This is a genomic window from Kitasatospora sp. NPDC088548, from assembly GCF_044753005.1.
In the GTDB taxonomy this organism is placed as follows: domain Bacteria; phylum Actinomycetota; class Actinomycetes; order Streptomycetales; family Streptomycetaceae; genus Kitasatospora.
Map to the genome: position 1 here is coordinate 1 of NZ_JBIVMI010000050.1, position 18,240 is coordinate 18,240.

The 18,240-nt window shown below is 71.7% G+C and carries 19 protein-coding genes; 1 reads left to right on the top strand and 18 read right to left on the bottom strand.

What is annotated here, in order from left to right:
- Positions 1 to 95 precede the first annotated feature (95 nt).
- From tsaE to glmS, 5 genes are all read right to left on the bottom strand, one after another.
- On the bottom strand, positions 96 to 593 hold the full coding sequence (gene tsaE / locus ACIP82_RS36465) for a tRNA (adenosine(37)-N6)-threonylcarbamoyltransferase complex ATPase subunit type 1 TsaE (RefSeq protein ID WP_363605529.1): 498 nt from the start codon (positions 591 to 593) through the stop codon (positions 96 to 98).
- 143 nt (positions 594 to 736) lie between these two features.
- Positions 737 to 1,969: an alpha/beta hydrolase gene (locus tag ACIP82_RS36470; protein WP_363605528.1), complete on the bottom strand. Its 1,233-nt coding sequence runs from the start codon at positions 1,967 to 1,969 to the stop codon at positions 737 to 739.
- Entirely contained in the window at positions 1,966 to 3,162 is a 1,197-nt protein-coding gene (gene alr, locus ACIP82_RS36475) for an alanine racemase (protein ID WP_400659887.1), read from the bottom strand. Before alr ends, ACIP82_RS36470 begins: the two co-directional genes overlap by 4 nt.
- A 119-nt stretch (positions 3,163 to 3,281) precedes the next feature.
- Positions 3,282 to 4,790 (bottom strand): NAD(P)H-hydrate dehydratase, encoded by a 1,509-nt coding sequence (locus ACIP82_RS36480; RefSeq protein ID WP_400659890.1) that lies wholly within the window; start codon positions 4,788 to 4,790, stop codon positions 3,282 to 3,284.
- 176 nt (positions 4,791 to 4,966) lie between these two features.
- Complete coding sequence (glmS, locus tag ACIP82_RS36485) at positions 4,967 to 6,823, bottom strand: glutamine--fructose-6-phosphate transaminase (isomerizing) (protein ID WP_400659892.1); 1,857 nt, start codon at positions 6,821 to 6,823, stop codon at positions 4,967 to 4,969.
- A 99-nt stretch (positions 6,824 to 6,922) separates the two neighbouring features.
- Here glmS and coaA point away from each other — a divergent pair, with 99 nt between their 5' ends.
- Positions 6,923 to 7,918, top strand: coding sequence for a type I pantothenate kinase (coaA, locus tag ACIP82_RS36490; protein WP_363605522.1), 996 nt, complete (start codon positions 6,923 to 6,925; stop codon positions 7,916 to 7,918).
- Between the two features lie 72 nt (positions 7,919 to 7,990).
- On the opposite strand, the gene glmM is transcribed toward coaA, so the two are convergent.
- The 13 genes from glmM to map all read right to left on the bottom strand — a co-directional run bounded on the left by glmM (position 7,991) and on the right by map (position 18,147).
- A complete protein-coding gene (gene glmM / locus ACIP82_RS36495) occupies positions 7,991 to 9,355 on the bottom strand; it encodes a phosphoglucosamine mutase (protein ID WP_400659894.1) in 1,365 nt (454 codons plus the stop codon).
- A 165-nt stretch (positions 9,356 to 9,520) separates the two neighbouring features.
- Positions 9,521 to 10,024, bottom strand: a complete 504-nt coding sequence (gene rpsI / locus ACIP82_RS36500; RefSeq protein ID WP_093861727.1) for a 30S ribosomal protein S9 — start codon at positions 10,022 to 10,024, stop codon at positions 9,521 to 9,523.
- Between the two features lie 46 nt (positions 10,025 to 10,070).
- Complete coding sequence (gene rplM / locus ACIP82_RS36505; protein WP_363605520.1) at positions 10,071 to 10,514, bottom strand: 50S ribosomal protein L13; 444 nt, start codon at positions 10,512 to 10,514, stop codon at positions 10,071 to 10,073.
- A gap of 210 nt (positions 10,515 to 10,724) precedes the next feature.
- Entirely contained in the window at positions 10,725 to 12,383 is a 1,659-nt protein-coding gene (locus ACIP82_RS36510) for an ATP-binding cassette domain-containing protein (protein ID WP_363605519.1), read from the bottom strand.
- Positions 12,384 to 12,423: 40 nt separating this feature from the next.
- Positions 12,424 to 13,335, bottom strand: a complete 912-nt coding sequence (truA, locus tag ACIP82_RS36515; RefSeq protein WP_400659898.1) for a tRNA pseudouridine(38-40) synthase TruA — start codon at positions 13,333 to 13,335, stop codon at positions 12,424 to 12,426.
- Between the two features lie 77 nt (positions 13,336 to 13,412).
- Entirely contained in the window at positions 13,413 to 13,901 is a 489-nt protein-coding gene (rplQ, locus tag ACIP82_RS36520; protein ID WP_363605516.1) for a 50S ribosomal protein L17, read from the bottom strand.
- A gap of 124 nt (positions 13,902 to 14,025) precedes the next feature.
- Positions 14,026 to 15,048, bottom strand: coding sequence for a DNA-directed RNA polymerase subunit alpha (locus ACIP82_RS36525; RefSeq protein ID WP_030055844.1), 1,023 nt, complete (start codon positions 15,046 to 15,048; stop codon positions 14,026 to 14,028).
- A 131-nt stretch (positions 15,049 to 15,179) separates the two neighbouring features.
- Positions 15,180 to 15,587: a 30S ribosomal protein S11 gene (gene rpsK / locus ACIP82_RS36530; protein WP_030232513.1), complete on the bottom strand. Its 408-nt coding sequence runs from the start codon at positions 15,585 to 15,587 to the stop codon at positions 15,180 to 15,182.
- Between the two features lie 72 nt (positions 15,588 to 15,659).
- Positions 15,660 to 16,040: a 30S ribosomal protein S13 gene (rpsM, locus tag ACIP82_RS36535; RefSeq protein ID WP_030232510.1), complete on the bottom strand. Its 381-nt coding sequence runs from the start codon at positions 16,038 to 16,040 to the stop codon at positions 15,660 to 15,662.
- Positions 16,041 to 16,216: 176 nt separating this feature from the next.
- The gene (gene rpmJ, locus ACIP82_RS36540; protein ID WP_003956441.1) at positions 16,217 to 16,330 is read right to left on the bottom strand and encodes a 50S ribosomal protein L36; all 114 of its coding nucleotides are present in this window, start codon (positions 16,328 to 16,330) and stop codon (positions 16,217 to 16,219) included.
- 33 nt (positions 16,331 to 16,363) lie between these two features.
- Positions 16,364 to 16,585, bottom strand: a complete 222-nt coding sequence (infA, locus tag ACIP82_RS36545) for a translation initiation factor IF-1 (protein ID WP_014047798.1) — start codon at positions 16,583 to 16,585, stop codon at positions 16,364 to 16,366.
- Between the two features lie 179 nt (positions 16,586 to 16,764).
- Complete coding sequence (gene mscL / locus ACIP82_RS36550) at positions 16,765 to 17,190, bottom strand: large conductance mechanosensitive channel protein MscL (protein ID WP_363605514.1); 426 nt, start codon at positions 17,188 to 17,190, stop codon at positions 16,765 to 16,767.
- A 117-nt stretch (positions 17,191 to 17,307) separates the two neighbouring features.
- A complete protein-coding gene (gene map / locus ACIP82_RS36555; protein ID WP_363605513.1) occupies positions 17,308 to 18,147 on the bottom strand; it encodes a type I methionyl aminopeptidase in 840 nt (279 codons plus the stop codon).
- Positions 18,148 to 18,240 lie beyond the last annotated feature (93 nt).

Genomic DNA, 18,240 nt, shown 5'->3' on the forward strand with positions numbered 1-18,240 from the left:
TCCGATATCCGCTCATCCGCAGGCGACTTGACCTGCCCCACCCTCGCCACACCACAACCAACGAGACACCGACCACAAAGTCACCGGCATTGGCCCTAGGCCAGCGCGGCCAGCGCCACCCCGTCCCAGCGCGGGCCGATCCCGGTCAGCACCACCCGGCGCGGGTCCAGGTCGTCCTCGGCCCCGGCGCCGCCGAGGGCGCGCTCGATCCGTACCTCCAGCCGGTCCTCGGACAGCCGCTCGACCTTGCCCTCGCCCCACTCGACCACCACCACCGACTCCGGCAGCGAGACGTCCAGGTCGAGGTCCTCCATCTCGTCCAGGTCCCCGCCGAGGCGGTACGCGTCGACGTGCACCAGTGCCGGACCGCCGACCAGCGACGGGTGCACCCGGGCGATCACGAAGGTGGGCGACGTGACCGCCCCGCGCACCTGGAGCCCCTCCCCCAGCCCTCTGGTCAGCGTGGTCTTCCCCGCCCCCAGTTCGCCGGAGAGCAGCACCAGGTCCCCCGGCCGCAGCAGCGCGGCCAGTTCCCGGCCGAGCCGGCCCATCCGCTCGGGAGTGGGAACGGTGAGAGTCGCGTCCGAGCCCATGCGCGTGAAATGCCCTTCGATCCGTGCGGCGCACCGACCGCCGGCCGCCCCCGCTACGGTGCCACATCCGGGTACCGGCGTGCTCCGGGCGGCGGTCCGTACCGGAAGGCGGGGCCCCGGCCCGCCCGGCTCCCGGCGCCGGATCAGAGCAGGTCGCGCACGGACGGCGGCAGCGGCGCGGTGCCGCGGTAGCCGACGGCCCGCCGGAGCAGAGCGGCCAGGCACCGGTCGACGAGCCCGGGGTGTTCCAGCATCACCAGGTGGCCGGCGTCCTCGACCAGGACCAGTTCGGCGCCGGGCAGCTGCTCGGCGATCGCCTCGCTGTGGCCGGGCGGGGTGAGCAGGTCCTTGGTGCCGGCCAGCACCAGCGTGGGGATGTCGCGCAGGGTGGCCAGCGCGGTGGTCTTCTCGTGCGCGCCGAAGACCGGGTAGAACTCGGCGACCACGTCGATCGGGGTGGCGTCCAGCAGCTGTTCGGCGAACCGGACCACGCCCGGGTCGACGTCCTTCCCGCCGAAGGAGAACTTCCGGTAGAGGACGGCGGTGAGGTCCGCGCCCGCCCGCCGGGTCGCCTCCACCAGCCCGACCTGACGGCCGAGCAGCTTCATCACCCCCGGGGCGACCTTCTTGAAGAGCTTGGCGCCGGCCGCGGGCAGGCCGAGGCTGACGGCCTCCCAGTCCCCCGCCAGGGTGCCGACCAGCGCGACCCCGGCGACCCTCCCCCCGCCTTCGGCCGGGGTCACCCCCGTCCGGAACAGCTCCGGGTGCTGGTCGGCCAGCGCCATCACCGTCATGCCGCCCATCGAATGGCCGACCAGCACCAGCGGCCCGGTCGGCGCGACGGCGTCGAGCACGGCCTTGAGGTCCCCGCCCAGCTCGTCGATGCTGGCGGGCTCGCCGGCCAGGTACGAACGCGAGCGCTCGGATCGGCCATGGCTGCGCTGGTCCCAGAAGACCAGCCGCATGCCCTCGCGCAGCGCGGCCCGCTGGAAGTGCCAGCTGTCCTGGTTGAGGCAGTAGCCGTGGCAGAACACCACGGTCAGCGGCTCCGGCCCGGCCGGCGGAGCATCGGCCCCCGCGGTGTCCTGGGCCGACGGCTCGGGCCAGCCGGTGCCGTCCAGCTCCACGTACAGCTCGGTGCCGTCCGGCGCGGTCACCGTCACCGGACGTCCGCGCAGCGAGCCGTACGGGGCGTTGGCGTCCAGCTCGGCACGGGCCCGGCGGCGGGTCGCCCGGCCGACGGTCAGCCGCTCGATCGCCACCCCGGCGGCGGCGCCGGCCGCGACCACGCCGACCGAGATCCCGATCAGGCCGGCCCGGCTCACCCCGGTCGCCGCCCTGGCCGCGGCCACGACCGGGCCGGCCTCCTCGCTCATGCCGCCGGGCCTTCGGCGACACCGCCGGTGTAGCGGCGCGGCACCCGGGCGCCGAGCCGGGTCACGATCTCGTACGCGATGGTGCCGCAGGCCCGGCCCCAGTCCTCGGCGGTCGGCTCGCCCCGCTCGCCGTTGCCGAACAGCAGCACCTCCTCGCCGATCGCGGGCGTCTCGCCGCCGAGGTCGACGACGAACTGGTCCATCGCCACCCGGCCGGCCACCGTGCGCCACTTGCCCGCGATCTGCACCGGGCCGGTGCCGCTGGCGTGCCGCGGGATGCCGTCGCCGTAGCCGACCGGCACGAGCCCCAGCGTGGTCGGGCCCGGCGTGGTGTAGTGGTGGCCGTAACTGACCCCGTGCCCGCCCGGGACGTGCTTGACCAGCGCCAGCCGGGCCGTCAGCGCCATCACCGGGCGCAGCCCGAAGTCCGCCGGCGAACCGACCTCGGGCACGGGCGACAGCCCGTACATCGCCAGGCCGGTGCGGACCATGTCGTAGTGCGACTGCGGGAGCAGCAGCGTGGCCGGCGAGTTGGCGAGGTGCCGGACCTCGGGGCGCAGCCCGGCGGCCTCGGCGTACGCCAGGGCCTCGCGGTAGGCGTCCAGCTGGATCCGGACGGACGGGTGGCCCGGCTCGTCGGCGGCCGCGAAGTGCGACCAGATGCCGACCACCCTGAGCAGGCCCTCCGCCTCGGCGCGGCGGGCGGCGGCGACCAGCTCGGGCCAGTCGTGCGGCTGGCAGCCGTTGCGGCCCAGGCCGGTGTCGGCCTTCAGGTGCACCCGGGCCGGGACCCCGGTGGCGCGGACGGCGGCCAGCAGCTCGTCGAGCGCCCACCGGCCGCTGACCGAGACGTCCACATCGGCGAGCAGCGCCTCGCGCCAGGGGCCGCCGGGCGTCCAGAGCCAGCACAGGACACGGGCCTGGTCCGGGCCGATACCGGCGGCACGCAGCGCCAGCGCCTCCTGCGGAAGGGCGGTACCGAGCCAGCCGATGCCTGCGGCGACCGCCTCACGGGCACAGCGGATCGCCCCGTGGCCATAGGCGTCCGCCTTGACCGTGGCCATCACCGCGGCGCTGCCGACGCGCTCGCGCAGCGCGGCGAGGTTGCCGCGCAGGGCGGCCAGATCGATGGTCGCCTCGGCCCGTACGCCGTCGGTGAGAGTGGCCGTGCCGGTCGTTTTCGCAGTTGTCATCAGGGTCAGTCTCCCAGACGTCCCAGGGTCCCCGCCGAACGGCCCGGCGGCGCGGCGGCCCCGGGCCGGTGCTCCGACCGGACCGACCCGGCCGCCCCGCCCTTCCGGACGCCCACGAATCACCACCGGTTCCGCCCCGGCCCGGAGCCCTCGGCGGACTCCCGGACGTCCTGCCAGACGGCTGGCAGGGCGGCGGCCACCTCCAGGGCCGTCACCGGCGCGCCCGGCTCGCCCGCCGCGTGGCGGCCGGCCAGGCCGTGCAGGTACGCGGCCACGGCGGCGGCGTCCAGCACCGGCAGGCCGGCCGCCAGCAGCGAGCCGGCCAGGCCCGCGAGGACGTCGCCGCTGCCGGCCGTGGCCAGCCAGGAGGTCCCGGTCGGGTTGACCCGGGCGGTCCCGCCCGGGTCGGCGACCACCGTGGTGGAGCCCTTCAGCAGCACCGTCGCCCGGTAGGCGGCGGCGAGCCGGCGCGCGGTGGCCAGCCGGGCGCCGGCCAGCTCCGCGGCGCTCGGCGGCGGGGTGCCGTCCACGCCCGCCAGCAGCCGGGCCGCCTCGCCGGTGTGCGGGGTCAGCAGCGTGGGCGCCGTCCGCCCGGCGAGGGCCCGCGGGCCGAGCCGGCCCAGCTCGGTGAGCCCGTCCGCGTCCACCAGCACCGGGACGTCGCTCGCCAGCGCCTCCGCGAGCGCCTGCCGCGCCCCCTCGCCGCCGCCCGGACCGACCACCCAGGCCTGCACCCGCCCGGCCCCGGCCGGGCCGCCGGCGGTGACCAGCGCCTCCGGGAACCGCCGCACCACCTCCTCGGCCGCCGTGCCGACGTACCGCACCGCGCCCGCGCCGCCGCGCAGCGCTCCCGCGACGGCCAGCAGCGCCGCCCCCGGGTAGGTCGCCGACCCGGCGGCCACCCCGACGACGCCCCGGCGGTACTTGTCGCTCTCCGCCTGCGGCAGCGGCAGCAGCTCCGCCACCTCGGCGTGCTGCAGCGCCTCGACCCCCGCCACCGGCAGCTCCAGCCCGATCCCCACCAGGTGCACCACGCCCGCGTACGAGGCCCCCGGGTCGATCAGCAGGCCCGGCTTGTACGTCCCGAAGCAGACCGTGACATCGGCCCGCAGCGCCTCGCCCGCCACCTCGCCGGTGTCGGCGTCCACCCCGCTCGGCAGGTCCACGGCCACCACGAGGCCGGTCCGCGGCGCCCGGGCGTACGGCAGCGCCGACGGGCGCAGTCCGCCGCGCCCGCCGATGCCGACGATGCCGTCCAGCACCAGGTCCGCGCGCGTGAACCCGGCCAGTCCGGCCTCCTGCTCCGCCACCACCCGTCCGCGTGCGGCCCGCAGCGCCGCCAGCCCGCCCGGGTGGGCGTGCTCCGGCGCGAGCAGCACCGCCGTCACCCGGGCCCCGCGCCGGGCCAGCGCCGCGCCCGCGTACAGGGCGTCACCACCGTTGTCGCCACTGCCCGCCAGCACCACCACCCGGCTGCCGTAGACCCGGCCGCGACGGCGGATCAGCAGCCGCGCGCAGGTGGCGGCGAGGCCGGCGGCGGCCCGCTGCATCAGGGTGCCCCCGGGCAGCCGGGCCATCAGTTCGGCCTCGGCGGCCCGGACCTCTTCGACACGGTGAGCACGGCGCATACGGAATCTCCCAGCGGGTCGGCTGCGGCGAGGACTACCGCCGACGCTACGCCCGCGTCCGGCCCGGGCGACACCTGCCGCGGCCCGCGGTCCGGAGGCTCGCCCCCGGACAGCACGGTGCCCCCGCGGTGGGGCAGAGCCACCGCGGGGGCACCGGACCGGCGAGCGGTTCCCCGCTACTCGACGGTGACCGACTTCGCGAGGTTGCGCGGCTGGTCCACCTCGTGGCCCTTGGCCGTGGCCAGCTCGCAGGCGAAGACCTGCAGCGGCACGGTGGAGACCAGCGGCTGCAGCAGGGTCGGGGTCACCGGGATGCGGATCAGGTGGTCCGCGTACGGGACGACCGCCTCGTCGCCCTCCTCGGCGATCACGATGGTGCGGGCGCCGCGGGCCCGGATCTCCTGGATGTTGGAGACGATCTTGTCGTGCAGGATCGACCGGCCGCGCGGCGACGGCACGACCACCACGACCGGCAGCCCCTCCTCGATCAGCGCGATCGGCCCGTGCTTCAGCTCGCCCGCCGCGAAGCCCTCGGCGTGCATGTACGCCAGCTCCTTCAGCTTGAGCGCGCCCTCCAGGGCCACCGGGAAGCCGACGTGCCGGCCGAGGAACAGCACCGAACGGGCGTCGGCCAGCGAGCGGGCCAGCTCGCGCACCGGCTCCATGGTCTCCAGCACCTGCTCGACCTGCCGGGGCGCGTCACCGAGCTCCTTGATGACGGCGGAGATCTCGTCGCCCCACTTGGTGCCGCGCACCTGGCCGAGGTAGAGCGCGACCAGGTAGCAGGCGACCAGCTGGGTCAGGAACGCCTTGGTGGAGGCGACCGCGACCTCGGGCCCGGCGTGCGTGTACAGCACCGCGTCCGACTCGCGCGGGATGGTGGAGCCGTTGGTGTTGCAGATCGCCAGCACCTTGGCGCCCTGCTCGCGGGCGTGCCGCAGCGCCATCAGGGTGTCCATGGTCTCGCCGGACTGGGAGATCGCGATGACCAGCGTGCCCGGGTCCAGGATCGGGTCCCGGTAGCGGAACTCGGAGGCGACCTCGACCTCGCAGGGGACGCGGGTCCAGTGCTCGATCGCGTACTTGGCGATCATGCCGGCGTGGAAGGCGGTGCCGCAGGCGACGATGACGACCTTGTCGACCGAGCGCAGGTCGGCGTCGGAGATCCGCAGCTCGTCGAGGGTGAGCCGGCCGTCGGTGCCGATCCTGCCGAGGAGGGTGTCGGCGACGGCCTTCGGCTGCTCGGCGATCTCCTTGAGCATGAAGTAGTCGTAGCCGCCCTTCTCGGCGGCCGAGGCGTCCCAGTCGACGTGGTACTCGCGCACGTCGGCCGGGCGGCCGTCGAAGTCGGTCACCGTGACACCGTCCCGGCGCAGCTCCACGACCTGGTCCTGGCCCAGCTCGATCGCCTCGCGGGTGTGCGCGATGAACGCGGCCACGTCCGAGGCGAGGAAGTTCTCGCCCTCGCCGCGCCCGACCACCAGCGGCGAGTTGCGGCGGGCGCCGACCACCACGTCCGGGGCGTCGGCGTGCACGGCCACCAGGGTGAAGGCGCCGTCCAGGCGGCGGCAGACCGTCCGCATGGCCTCGGCCAGGTCGCCGTCGTACACCTCGGCCAGCAGGTGCGCGACGACCTCGGTGTCGGTCTCGGAGCGCAGCGTGTGGCCGCGCTCGGCCAGCTCCGTCCGCAGCTGGGCGAAGTTCTCGATGATGCCGTTGTGGACCACTGCCACCCGGACGGCGTCATCCAGATGGGGGTGGGCGTTGGCGTCCGTCGGGCCGCCGTGGGTGGCCCAGCGGGTGTGGCCGATGCCGGTGGTGCCGCCGGGAAGAGGGGTCTCGGCGAGCGACTTCTCCAGGTTGGCGAGCTTGCCCGCCCGCTTGTCGGTGGCCAGGCTCCACTGCCCGTCGGAGCCCTGTACCTGCACCGCGACACCGGCCGAGTCGTAGCCCCGGTACTCGAGTCGCTGCAGGCCTGCGATTACTACGTCAAGGGCGGGCTGAGAGCCCACGTATCCAACAATTCCGCACATGCGTGCCAGCATAAGGGCGCTCCGGATGCCCTTTTCGCACCGTTCGCCCACAGCGCGTGACCGACACCACAAGCACCGTGAACGCCGCTACGGCCCACAATGGAGCACGTGCTGACCGAACTCTGTACGCGGGGCGCCGCCACGCCCGGCCCTTCGCCGTCCCCCTATGTGGACCTCAGCCGGGCCGAGTGGAGCGCGCTGCGCGAGCGTACGCCGCTGCCGCTGACCGCCGAGGAGGTGGAACGGCTGCGCGGTCTGGGCACCGCCCTCGACCTGGACGAGGTGCGCGACGTCTATCTGCCGCTGTCCCGGCTGCTCAACCTCTACATCCACGCCACGCACGACCTGCGCGGCGCGCTGGGCACGTTCCTGGACACCCCGGACACCGAGCGCACCCGCACCCCGTTCATCATCGGTGTGGCCGGCTCGGTCGCCGTCGGCAAGTCCACCACCGCCCGGCTCCTCCAGGCGCTGCTGGCCCGCTGGCCCGAGCACCCGCGGGTCGAGCTGGTCACCACCGACGGGTTCCTGCTGCCCAACGCGGAGCTGCGCCGGCGCGGTCTGATGGCCCGCAAGGGCTTCCCCGAGTCGTACGACCGCCGGGCGCTGATGCGCTTCGTCGCGGACGTGAAGGCGGGCAAGGAGACGGTCTCCGCCCCGGTCTACTCGCACCTGGTGTACGACATCGTGCCCGACGAGCGGCTCACCGTGGAGCGCCCGGACATCCTGATCGTCGAGGGCCTGAACGTGCTCCAGCCGGCCCTGCCCGGCACCGACGGCCGCACCCGTCTCGCGGTGGCCGACTACTTCGACTTCTCGATCTACGTCGACGCCCGCACCGACGACATCGAGAGCTGGTACCTGGACCGTTTCCGCAAGCTGCGGCAGACCGCCTTCCAGGACCCGAACTCCTACTTCCGCCGCTTCACCGAGGTGCCGGAGGAGGAGGCCATGGAGTACGGCCGCCAGGTCTGGCGCACCATCAACAAGCCCAACCTGCTGGAGAACGTGCTGCCCACCAGGGGCCGGGCCACCCTGATCCTGCAGAAGGGCCAGGACCACAAGGTCCGCCGGGCCCTGCTGCGCAAGCTCTGAGACGGCCGAGGGCCCCCGCCGGAGCGGGGGCCCTCGCCATGTCCTCGGCCCGGGCACGCAGGCCCGGGCACCTCAGCCCAGGTGGGTCAGAACCGCCTCGGCCAGCCGCTCCGCGACGGCCTTGGCCTGCACCTGGTCGGCGGCCTCGACCATCACCCGGACCAGCGGCTCGGTGCCCGACGGACGCAGCAGCACCCGGCCGGTGGCGCCCAGCTCGGCCTCCGCCTCGGCGACGGCCGCGGCCAGCTCGACGCTGGTGTTCACCCGGCTCTTGTCCACGCCCTTGACGTTGATCAGCAGCTGCGGCAGCCGGGTCATCACGGCGGCCAGGTCGGCCAGCGGCTGCTTGGTGGCGGCCAGCCGGGCGCCCAGCATCAGGCCGGTCAGGGTGCCGTCGCCGGTGGTGGCGTGGTCCAGCAGGATGACGTGGCCGGACTGCTCTCCGCCGAGCGCGTAGCCCTTCTCCTTCATCGCCTCCAGCACATAGCGGTCGCCGACCGCCGTCTGCACCAGGTCCACGCCCTCGCGCTCCATCGCCAGCTTGAAGCCCAGGTTGGACATCACGGTGGCGACGGCGGTGTTGCGGCGCAGCGTGCCGGCTTCCTTCATGGCGACGGCCAGGATCGCGATGATCTGGTCGCCGTCCACCTCGTTGCCGTCCGCGTCGGCGGCCAGGCAGCGGTCGGCGTCGCCGTCGAGGGCGATCCCGAGGTCGGCCCGGTACTCCGTCATCGCGGCGCGCAGCTTGGCCAGGTGGGTGGAGCCGACGCCGTCGTTGATGTTGAGGCCGGTGGGCTCCGCCCCCAGGGTGTGGACGACCTCGGCGCCGGCCCGGGCGAAGGCCTCGGGGGCGACGTAGGCCGCCGCGCCGTGCGCGCCGTCGATGACCACCCGGATGCCGTCCAGGCGGTTGGGCAGGACGCCGATCAGGTGGGCTACGTACTTGTCGAAGCCCTCGGTGTACTCGCGGACCCGGCCGACGTCCGCGCCGGTGGGCCGCTTCCACTCCTCGCTGCCCACCGAGTACGTCCGGTAGTGCGCCTCGATGGCGTCCTCGATCCGGTCGTCCAGCTTGTGGCCGCCGCGGGCGAGGAACTTGATGCCGTTGTCCGGCATGGCGTTGTGGCTGGCGGAGAGCATCACGCCGAAGTCCGCGCCGAGCGCACCGGTGAGATAGGCCACCGCCGGGGTGGGCAGGACGCCGACCCGCAGGACGTCGACACCGGCGCTCGCCAGACCGGCGATGACCGCGGACTCCAGGAACTCGCCCGAGGCACGGGGGTCGCGGCCGACCACGGCGACCGGGCGGTGGCCGTCGAAGGCACCCGCCTCACCGAGAACGTGTGCCGCCGCCACCGACAGCCCGAGCGCCAGCTCGGCCGTCAGCCCTTCGTTGGCCACACCGCGTACGCCGTCCGTACCGAAGAGTCGTCCCACTGTCCCGTCCTCCATCGCCGCTGCTGGCAGTCAATCTGATCGAATCCTCGGCCGCAGCACAACAGCCGGGGAGCACGACGCCCCGGAGTACACGGGGTACTCCGGGGCGTGAGAGCGCAACCAGGGGGGCGCACCACCAGGGCGGTACGCACCCCTGGGGCGCAATTAGCGCTTGCTGTACTGCGGCGCCTTGCGGGCCTTCTTCAGACCGGCCTTCTTGCGCTCGACGGCGCGGGCGTCACGCATCAGGAAGCCGGCCTTCTTGAGGGCGGCGCGGTTGTTGTCCACGTCGGCCTCGTTCAGGGCACGGGCCACGCCGAGGCGCAGCGCGTAGGCCTGGCCGGACACGCCGCCACCCGAGATGCGGGCGACGACGTCGTAGCGACCGTCGAGCTCCAGCAGCTTGAAGGGCTCGTTGACGGTCTGCTGGTGCACCTTGTTGGGGAAGTAGTTCTCCAGGGTGCGACCGTTGATCTTCCACTGACCGGTGCCGGGGACGATGCGCACGCGGGCGATCGCCTCCTTGCGACGGCCGAGGCCGGCGCCCGGGACGGCCTCGCCGAAGCGGCCGGCCAGGGACTCGGAGGTGTAGTTCTCCTCGGAGGTGTACTCGCCCTCGACGACGGTCTCGTCGAACTCGACCTCAAGGGTTTCAGTGGTCTCGGCCACGATGTTCCTCAGCTCTTTTCAGTGATGGGGGGCTTGGTGGCCGGAGTTACTGCGCGACCTGGGTGATCTCGAACGGCACCGGCTGCTGGGCAGCGTGGGGGTGCTGGTCGCCCGAGTAGACCTTCAGCTTCGAGAGCATCTGGCGGCCCAGGCTGTTCTTGGGAACCATGCCCTTGATGGCCTTCTCGACGGCCTTCTCCGGGTTCTTGTCCAGGAGGTCGTCGTAACGGACCGAGCGGAGACCGCCCGGGAAACCGCTGTGGCGGTAGGCCAGCTTCTGGGTCTTCTTGTTACCCGACAGGTGCACCTTGTCCGCGTTGATGATGATGACGAAGTCACCAGTGTCAACGTGCGGCGCGTAGATCGCCTTGTGCTTACCCCGGAGGAGGTTGGCGGCCTGGGAGGCCAGGCGGCCGAGCACGACGTCGGTCGCGTCGATGACGTGCCACTGACGCTGGACGTCGCCGGGCTTGGGGCTGTACGTACGCACGGTCGTAGCCTTCGCTTTTCAGTGAGTGAGTCCTGACAGGAGCACCTGAACGAGGGATCAGCCCGGCCCGCCTTGGACGCAATTCAAGGGGGGACCGCTGGTCGTCGGTCTGGTATCTCCGGCGTACCGACCTCTCACGTGAGATGGAGCGAGCCAATACGCACAACAAGCGACCAGCCTACCGGGCGCGCCGGGGTGGGTCAAAATCCCTCAGCGCTCGCGCTCCACCCTGGTCACGTCCCAGACCGGCTCGGCCGACTCGTAGACCCGGCCGTCCGCGCCGAACACCAGGAAGCGGTCGAAGGTCCGGGCGAACCAGCGGTCGTGCGTCACACAGAGCACCGTGCCGTCGAACGCCTCCAGCCCGGCCTGCAGCGCCTCGGCGCTCTCCAGGTCCAGGTTGTCGGTCGGCTCGTCCAGCAACAGGGCCGTCACCCCGGAGAGTTCGAGCTTGAGGATCATCAGCCGGGCCTGCTGCCCACCGGACAGCGACTCGAACTTCTGCTCCTCCTGGCGGTCCAGCTCGTAGCGGCGCAGCGCGCCCATCGCCGCGCCGCGGCTGAGCGCGTGCTCCTCCTCGACGATCGAACGGACGGTACGGCCGAGCAGCTCCGGGTGGGCGTGGGTCTGCCGGAAGTGGCCGGGCACCACCCGGGCGCCGAGCTTCCACCGACCGGTGTGGGCGACCGTCCCGTCCCCCGCCAGCAGCCGCAGGAAGTGCGACTTGCCGGAGCCGTTGGAGCCGAGCACGCCGATCCGCTCGCCGTAGTAGACCTCCAGGTCGAACGGCTTCATCAGCCCGGTGAGCTCCAGCTGCTCCATGGTGAAGGCGCGCACCCCGGTACGCCCGCCCTTGAGCCGCATGGTGATGCTCTGCTCGCGCGGGGGCTCCTCCGGGCGGCCGGCCTCCTCGAACTTCTTCAGCCTGGTCTGCGCGGCGGCGTAGCGGGTGGCCAGGGCATGGCTGACGGAGGCCGCCTGGCGCAGGGTGACGACCAGCTTCTTGAGCTTGGCGTGCTCCTCGTCCCAGCGCCGGCCGAGCTCCTCGAAGCGCGCGAAGCGGTCCTTGCGGGCGTCGTGGAAGGAGTCGAAGCCGCCGCCGTGCACCCAGACGCTGCTGCCGGCCGCCCCCGACTCGACACTGATGATCTTCTGTGCGGTCCGGGAGAGCAGCTCGCGGTCGTGCGAGATGTACAGCACGGTCTTGGAGGTGGACCGGATGGCCTCCTCCAGCCAGCGCTTGCCCGGGACGTCCAGGTAGTTGTCCGGCTCGTCCAGCAGCAGCACCTCCTCGGGGCCGCGCAGCAGCGCCTCCAGGACGAGCCGCTTCTGTTCGCCGCCGGAGAGCGTGTTCAGGCCGCGCCACTGGGCCTTATCGAAGGGCATCCCGAGGGCCGCCATGGTGCAGACGTCCCAGTCGGTCTCGTAGTCGTAGCCGCCGACGTCGGCCCAGTCCGAGAGCGCCTGGGCATAGGCCATCTGCGTCTTCTCGTCGTCCTGGGCGATCATCGCCAGCTCGGCGGCGTCCACGGCGCGGGCGGCGACGGCGATCCGCCCGGGGGCGACGGAGACCAGCAGGTCCCGGACGGAGGCGTCGGCGGGCAGCGCGCCCGGCGTCTCCTTCTGGTCCTCACGGCCGGTGGTGCCGACGAACTGGCGCATCACCCCGAGGCCGCCGCTGATGGTCACCGAGCCGCCGTGCGGCTGGATGTCGCCCGCGATCATGCGCAGCAGGGTGGTCTTGCCGGCCCCGTTGGCGCCCACCAGGGCGACCGCGGAACCCTCCCCCACCCGGAAGGACGCGTCGTCGAACAGCACCCGCCCGTCCGGCAGGTAGTACTCAAGGTGCGAAATCTCGACGTGTCCCATGGGGAGATTGTCCCAAGCGGTCGCCCTGGACCAAAACGGATTAACCAACCACCGGCTGTCCGGGCAGCGTCCGCATCCGGCGGGCCGCCCGGTTGCGCTCGGCGAGCTGGTCGTCCGGCGGGTAGCCGACCTCCTCCAGCGTCAGTCCGTACGGCCGGATGACGTTGACGGCGGAGTTGCGGACCCCGCCCGCCAGCACCTCGCCGGGGAACTCCACCGGCCGGTGCCCGTCGCCGACCAGCAGCATCGCGCCGACCAGCGCCCGCACCATGTTGTGGCAGAAGGCGTCGGCCCGGACGGTGGCGACCGCGAGAGAGCCCTCCTGGCTGGCGTAGCCGTCGACCGGGACGCGGTCCCAGCGCAGCTCCAACAGGGTGCGGATGGTGGTCGCGCCCTCGCGCTTCTTGCAGTACGCCGCGAAGTCGTGCTCGCCCAGCAGCAGCTCGGCTGCCGCGTTCATCAGGTCGAGGTCCAGCGGGCGGTCGTGCCAGAGCACGTGCCCGCGCAGCAGCGGGTCCACCCCGCCGGGGTGGTCGGCGACCCGGTAGGCGTACCGGCGCCAGATCGCCGAGAAGCGGGCGTCGAAGCCGTCCGGCGCCTCGCCCACGCGGTAGATCCGGACGTCCCCCGGCAGCCGCCCGGCCAGCCTGCGCAGCAGCTTCTCGCGGTGCGCGGCCCACAGCTCGGCCGGCAGGTCCACGTGCGCGACCTGGCCGCGGGCGTGCACCCCGGCGTCGGTACGGCCGGCCACGGTGAGCGGGAACAGCTCGGGGCTTCGGGTGACGATCTGCAGCGCGGTCTCGATCTCCTCCTGCACGGTCCTGCGGCCGCCGCGCTGGCGGGCCCAGCCGGAGAACTCCGCGCCGTGGTAGGCGAGATCGAGCCGGACCCGGACGTACCCGTCGGCCGGGCCGTCCTTGACCGGCGGCCGCTCGGCGCAATCGTTGACCACTGCATCACTCCCAGAGATAACGGAACGGGCCCGCTCCCCCACGAATGGGAGAGCGGGCCCGCGACACCCAGAGGGGGTCAGGCCTGCTCGGCCTCGGCCTCGTCGGCCTTGGCGACGTCGACCTTGGTCTCCTCGACCTTGGCGTCGGCCTCCTTGACGGCGCGCTTGGTGGCGGCCTCGGCCTCGCCGACGGCGTTCTGCGCGACGGTCAGCGCCTCGACCAGCTCGATCACGGCCATCGGGGCGTTGTCGCCACGACGGGGACCGATCTTGGTGATACGGGTGTAACCACCCGGGCGGTTCTCGTAGCGCGGCGCGATCTCGGTGAAGAGGGTGTGCAGCACGGCGATGTCGGTGATCGTCTTGCGAACGAGGCGACGGTTGTGGATGTCGCCCTTCTTCGCCTTGGTGATCAGCTTCTCCGCCAGCGGGCGCATCCGACGGGCCTTGGCCTCGGTCGTGGTGATGCGGCCGTACTGGAACAGCTCCCGGCACAGACCGGCGAGCAGCAGCGGCTCGTGGTGCGGGCCGCCGCCGAGGCGGGCACCCTTGGTGGGACGCGGCATGGAATGACTCCTTGAATCTCCGACGGCGGCCGTACCAGGTACCGCCGCGGGCGTACGGACACGGTGTCCGCACGACTTTCATGGTGCCGGGGGCGGCCCCGGGGAACCGCCCCCGTCATCAAACTCAGTACTGCTCGGTCTCCGCGTAACCCGCGTCGTCCAGGTCGTCGGCGCCGAAGGCGTCGGCGGCGGCGGTCGGGTCGAATCCGGGCGGGCTGTCCTTGAGGGCCAGGCCCATGCCGGCCAGCTTCGCCTTGACCTCGTCGATCGACTTCGCACCGAAGTTGCGGATGTCGAGCAGGTCGGCCTCGGAGCGGGCGACGAGCTCACCCACGGTGTGGATGCCCTCGCGCTTGAGGCAGTTGTACGACCGAACGGTGAGCTCCAGCTCCTCGATCGGCAGCGCCAGGTCGGCGGCCAGGGCGGCGTCCGTCGGGGACGGGCCCATGTCGATGCCCTCGGCGTCGATGTTCAGCTCGCGGGCGAGACCGAACAGCTCCACCAGGGTCTTGCCGGCCGAGGCCATGGCGTCACGCGGGCGCATGGCGGGCTTGGTCTCGACGTCGACGATCAGCTTGTCGAAGTCGGTCCGCTGCTCGACACGGGTGGCCTCGACCTTGTAGGTGACCTTCAGCACGGGGCTGTAGATCGAGTCGACCGGGATACGGCCGATCTCCTGGCCGGAAGCCTTGTTCTGCACGGCGGAGACGTAGCCGCGACCGCGCTCGACGGTCAGCTCCATCTCCAGCTTGCCCTTGCCGTTCAGCGTGGCGAGGACCAGCTCGGGGTTGTGCACCTCGACACCGGCCGGCGGCGCGATGTCGGCGGCGGTGACCACACCCGGGCCCTGCTTGCGCAGGTACATCACGACCGGCTCGTCGTGCTCCGAGGAGACGACCAGCTGCTTGATGTTGAGGATGAGGTCGGTGACGTCCTCCTTGACGCCCGGCACGGTGGTGAACTCGTGCAGGACGCCGTCGATGCGGATGCTGGTGACAGCGGCACCCGGGATCGACGACAGGAGCGTACGGCGCAGGGAGTTGCCGAGGGTGTAGCCGAAGCCCGGCTCCAGCGGCTCGATCACGAACCGCGAGCGGAACTCGTCGACGACCTCTTCGGTCAGCGAGGGGCGCTGAGCGATGAGCATGTTTTCAGATCCTCCAGTTGACGTCGGCACCCACTATTTGATGCCGAACAGAACCAGCGTACGGGGTCCCGCTCGAAACGAGACCCCGTACGAGGTTGTGAAACAAGACCCGCGTGCCCGAAGGCGCTGCGTCAGACGCGGCGGCGCTTCGGCGGACGGCAGCCGTTGTGCGGGGTGGGGGTGACGTCCTGGATCGAGCCGACCTCCAGGCCGGTGGCCTGGAGCGAACGGATCGCGGTCTCGCGGCCGGAGCCCGGACCCTTCACGAAGACGTCAACCTTGCGCATGCCGTGCTCCTGCGCGCGACGGGCAGCGGCCTCGGCGGCCATCTGCGCGGCGAACGGGGTGGACTTGCGCGAGCCCTTGAAGCCGACGTGGCCGGCGGAGGCCCAGGAGATCACGTTGCCCGCGGGGTCGGTGATCGAAACGATGGTGTTGTTGAACGTGCTCTTGATGTGCGCGTGGCCGTGAGCGACGTTCTTCTTTTCCTTGCGGCGGATCTTCTTCGCGCCGGCAGCCTGACGACCCTTGGGGGGCATAAGTCTGTTCTCCTACTGAGGTGGTCGGTCCGCTGACCCGCGGGCCGGAGGGATGTCCGGTTTGGGGGCGGACTACTTCTTGCCCGGCTTCTTCTTGCCGGCAATCGCGCGACGCGGGCCCTTGCGGGTACGCGCGTTGGTGTGGGTGCGCTGACCGCGGACCGGCAGGCCACGGCGGTGACGCAGACCCTCGTAGCAGCCGATCTCGACCTTGCGGCGGATGTCGGCGGCCACCTCACGGCGGAGGTCACCCTCGACCGTGTAGTTGGCGTCGATGTACTGGCCCAGCTTCACGAGGTCTTCCTCGGAGATGTCGCGAACGCGGACATCCGGGTTGACACCGGTCTCGGCCAGGGTCTGCTGGGCGCGGGTACGGCCGATGCCGTACACGTAGGTAAGGGCGATCTCGATCCGCTTCTCACGGGGGAGATCAACGCCGGCGAGGCGTGCCATTCAAGGCTCCTGTGGTTCTTCAGAGGTCTTGCGTGCTACCTACTCCGACACCTCACGGTGAGGGAGCCCCGGCCTCTGACCGGGGGCGGCAGTCCGCCCGGAAACGGACGGATCGGGTAGCCCGCTTATGACGTTTTCGCGTCGCGCGAAGTACTACGAGAAATGCTGGGGAGAGATCAGCCCTGGCGCTGCTTGTGGCGCAGGTTGTCGCAGATCACCATGACCCGGCCGTGGCGGCGGATCACCTTGCACTTGTCGCAGATCTTCTTGACGCTCGGCTTGACCTTCATGCTTCAGGTTCTCCGGGTCTAGATCTGACGTTCTTACTTGTAGCGGTAGACGATCCGGCCGCGCGTGAGGTCGTAGGGGCTGAGCTCCACGACGACCCGGTCGTCCGGCAGGATGCGGATGTAGTGCATGCGCATCTTGCCGCTGATGTGCGCGAGGACCTTGTGACCGTTCTGCAGCTCGACCCTGAACATCGCGTTCGGAAGAGACTCGATCACGGTGCCCTCGATCTCAATGGCGCCTTGCTTCTTAGCCATGAACTGCGAGATCCACCTTCCGGGACCGGCTACCGTATGCGGCGCGCTCGTGCGAACCTGGGTTCACCCCGACCCGCTAGGGAAGAGGGCGTGCTGAAGCACGCTACGAGTGAGCCGACGGTCCATCGTACGCCAGCGCGTCGGCTGCACCAAAACGGGCCCCCGTCCGGCCGAGGCCGTCACACGACCGAGGCCACCGTCAGCGGCTGGACGTGGGCGGTGCAGGCCGAACAGCGGCTGGCCGCCTGGGGGATCTCGGTCAGGCACTCGGGGCACGGCCGCTTGGGGGTCTTCGGCTTCTTCGGCATGTAGCGGGCGGTGGCCTTGGTCACCGGCAGCACCACACAGAAGTACAGCACCGCGGCGGTCATGAAGAACGCGATCAGCACGTTGAGGAACTGCCCGTACGGGAAGGTGACGCCGGCCACCGTCGCCTTGTACGAGCTGAAGTCGCCGGCGGCACCGACCACCACGCCGACCAGCGGAGTGAGGAACGCCGACACGAAACCGGTCACCACCCCGGTGAACGCGGCGCCGATGACGACACCGACCGCCATGTCGACGACGTTGCCGCGCATCATGAAGTCGCGGAATCCCTTGAGCACTGCTCTCTCCTCGCTCGAAGCCACTGCCAGCCGATAAAAATAGGACAAAAGCCCTGGAGGTCCAAACCTCCAGGGCTCTGATCCCTTGTCAGAAGCGGCAGTTGGCCACCTTAGCGGTTACGCGAGGGGGTCCGGAGCCGCGGTGATGCCCAGCTTCGCCAGCTCGGCCCGGCCGCCGTCGAAGGCCGTCAGCACCAGCGGGCCCTGCTCGGTGACGGCCACCGAGTGCTCCCAGTGCGAGGCCCAGGTGCCGTCGTTGGTGACGACCGTCCAGTCGTCCTCCAGCACGGTGGTGTGCGGGGTGCCCAGGGACACCATCGGCTCGATCGCCAGCACGGTGCCGGGGATCAGCTTGGGACCCTTGCCGCGGCCGCGCTCGACGTAGTTCAGCACGTGCGGCTCCATGTGCATCGCGGTGCCGATGCCGTGGCCGCCGTAGCCCTCGGTGATGCCCCACTTGCCCTTGGGCGGCAGCGGCTGACGGCGGATGTAGCCCTCGATCGCCTTGGAGACGTCGACCAGGCGGTTGCCCTTCTTCATCTGGGCGATGCCGGCCCACATCGAGCCCTCGGTGACCCGGCTCAGCATCTCGACCTCGGGCCGGACCTCGCCGACCGCGACGGTGATCGCGGAGTCGCCGTGCCAGCCGTCCAGGATGGCGCCGCAGTCGATGGAGATGACGTCGCCCTCCTGGAGCACCCGGTCACCGGGGATGCCGTGCACGACCTCGTTGTTCACCGAGGCGCAGATCACCCCGGGGAACCAGAGACCACCGTGGTGGGCCCGGAAGTTCGAGGTGGCACCGTGGTCCGTGATGACCTTGTCCGCGACGTCGTTGAGCTCCTGGGTGGTCACCCCGGGGGCGACCGCCTCGCGACAGGCCTTCAGCGCCTCGGCGACGACCAGCCCGGCCGCTCGCATCTTCGCGATCTGCTCGGAGGTCTTGATCTCCACCATCTGGTCACGCCTTCCTAGGGTTCCCGCCCGGTCCTTGCCGGGCGGCCGTGCACTCGTTCCACCGTACGACGCGGTACGGCCGCGCTGCCCCGG

Excerpts from the sequence above, each read along its gene's own strand:
- glmS (WP_400659892.1), bottom strand. The coding sequence starts at position 6,823 with ATGTGCGGAATTGTTGGATACGTGGGCTCTCAGCCCGCCCTTGACGTA.
- tsaE (WP_363605529.1), bottom strand. The coding sequence starts at position 593 with ATGGGCTCGGACGCGACTCTCACCGTTCCCACTCCCGAGCGGATGGGC.
- infA (WP_014047798.1), bottom strand. The coding sequence starts at position 16,585 with ATGGCTAAGAAGCAAGGCGCCATTGAGATCGAGGGCACCGTGATCGAG.
- rplQ (WP_363605516.1), bottom strand. The coding sequence starts at position 13,901 with ATGCCGCGTCCCACCAAGGGTGCCCGCCTCGGCGGCGGCCCGCACCAC.
- alr (WP_400659887.1), bottom strand. The coding sequence starts at position 3,162 with ATGACAACTGCGAAAACGACCGGCACGGCCACTCTCACCGACGGCGTA.
- ACIP82_RS36510 (WP_363605519.1), bottom strand. The coding sequence starts at position 12,383 with ATGGGACACGTCGAGATTTCGCACCTTGAGTACTACCTGCCGGACGGG.
- map (WP_363605513.1), bottom strand. The coding sequence starts at position 18,147 with ATGGTGGAGATCAAGACCTCCGAGCAGATCGCGAAGATGCGAGCGGCC.
- rpsK (WP_030232513.1), bottom strand. The coding sequence starts at position 15,587 with ATGCCCCCCAAGGGTCGTCAGGCTGCCGGCGCGAAGAAGATCCGCCGC.
- rpsM (WP_030232510.1), bottom strand. The coding sequence starts at position 16,040 with ATGGCACGCCTCGCCGGCGTTGATCTCCCCCGTGAGAAGCGGATCGAG.
- ACIP82_RS36470 (WP_363605528.1), bottom strand. The coding sequence starts at position 1,969 with ATGAGCGAGGAGGCCGGCCCGGTCGTGGCCGCGGCCAGGGCGGCGACC.
- rpmJ (WP_003956441.1), bottom strand. The coding sequence starts at position 16,330 with ATGAAGGTCAAGCCGAGCGTCAAGAAGATCTGCGACAAGTGCAAGGTG.
- ACIP82_RS36480 (WP_400659890.1), bottom strand. The coding sequence starts at position 4,790 with ATGCGCCGTGCTCACCGTGTCGAAGAGGTCCGGGCCGCCGAGGCCGAA.
- coaA (WP_363605522.1), top strand. The coding sequence starts at position 6,923 with ATGGAGCACGTGCTGACCGAACTCTGTACGCGGGGCGCCGCCACGCCC.
- ACIP82_RS36525 (WP_030055844.1), bottom strand. The coding sequence starts at position 15,048 with ATGCTCATCGCTCAGCGCCCCTCGCTGACCGAAGAGGTCGTCGACGAG.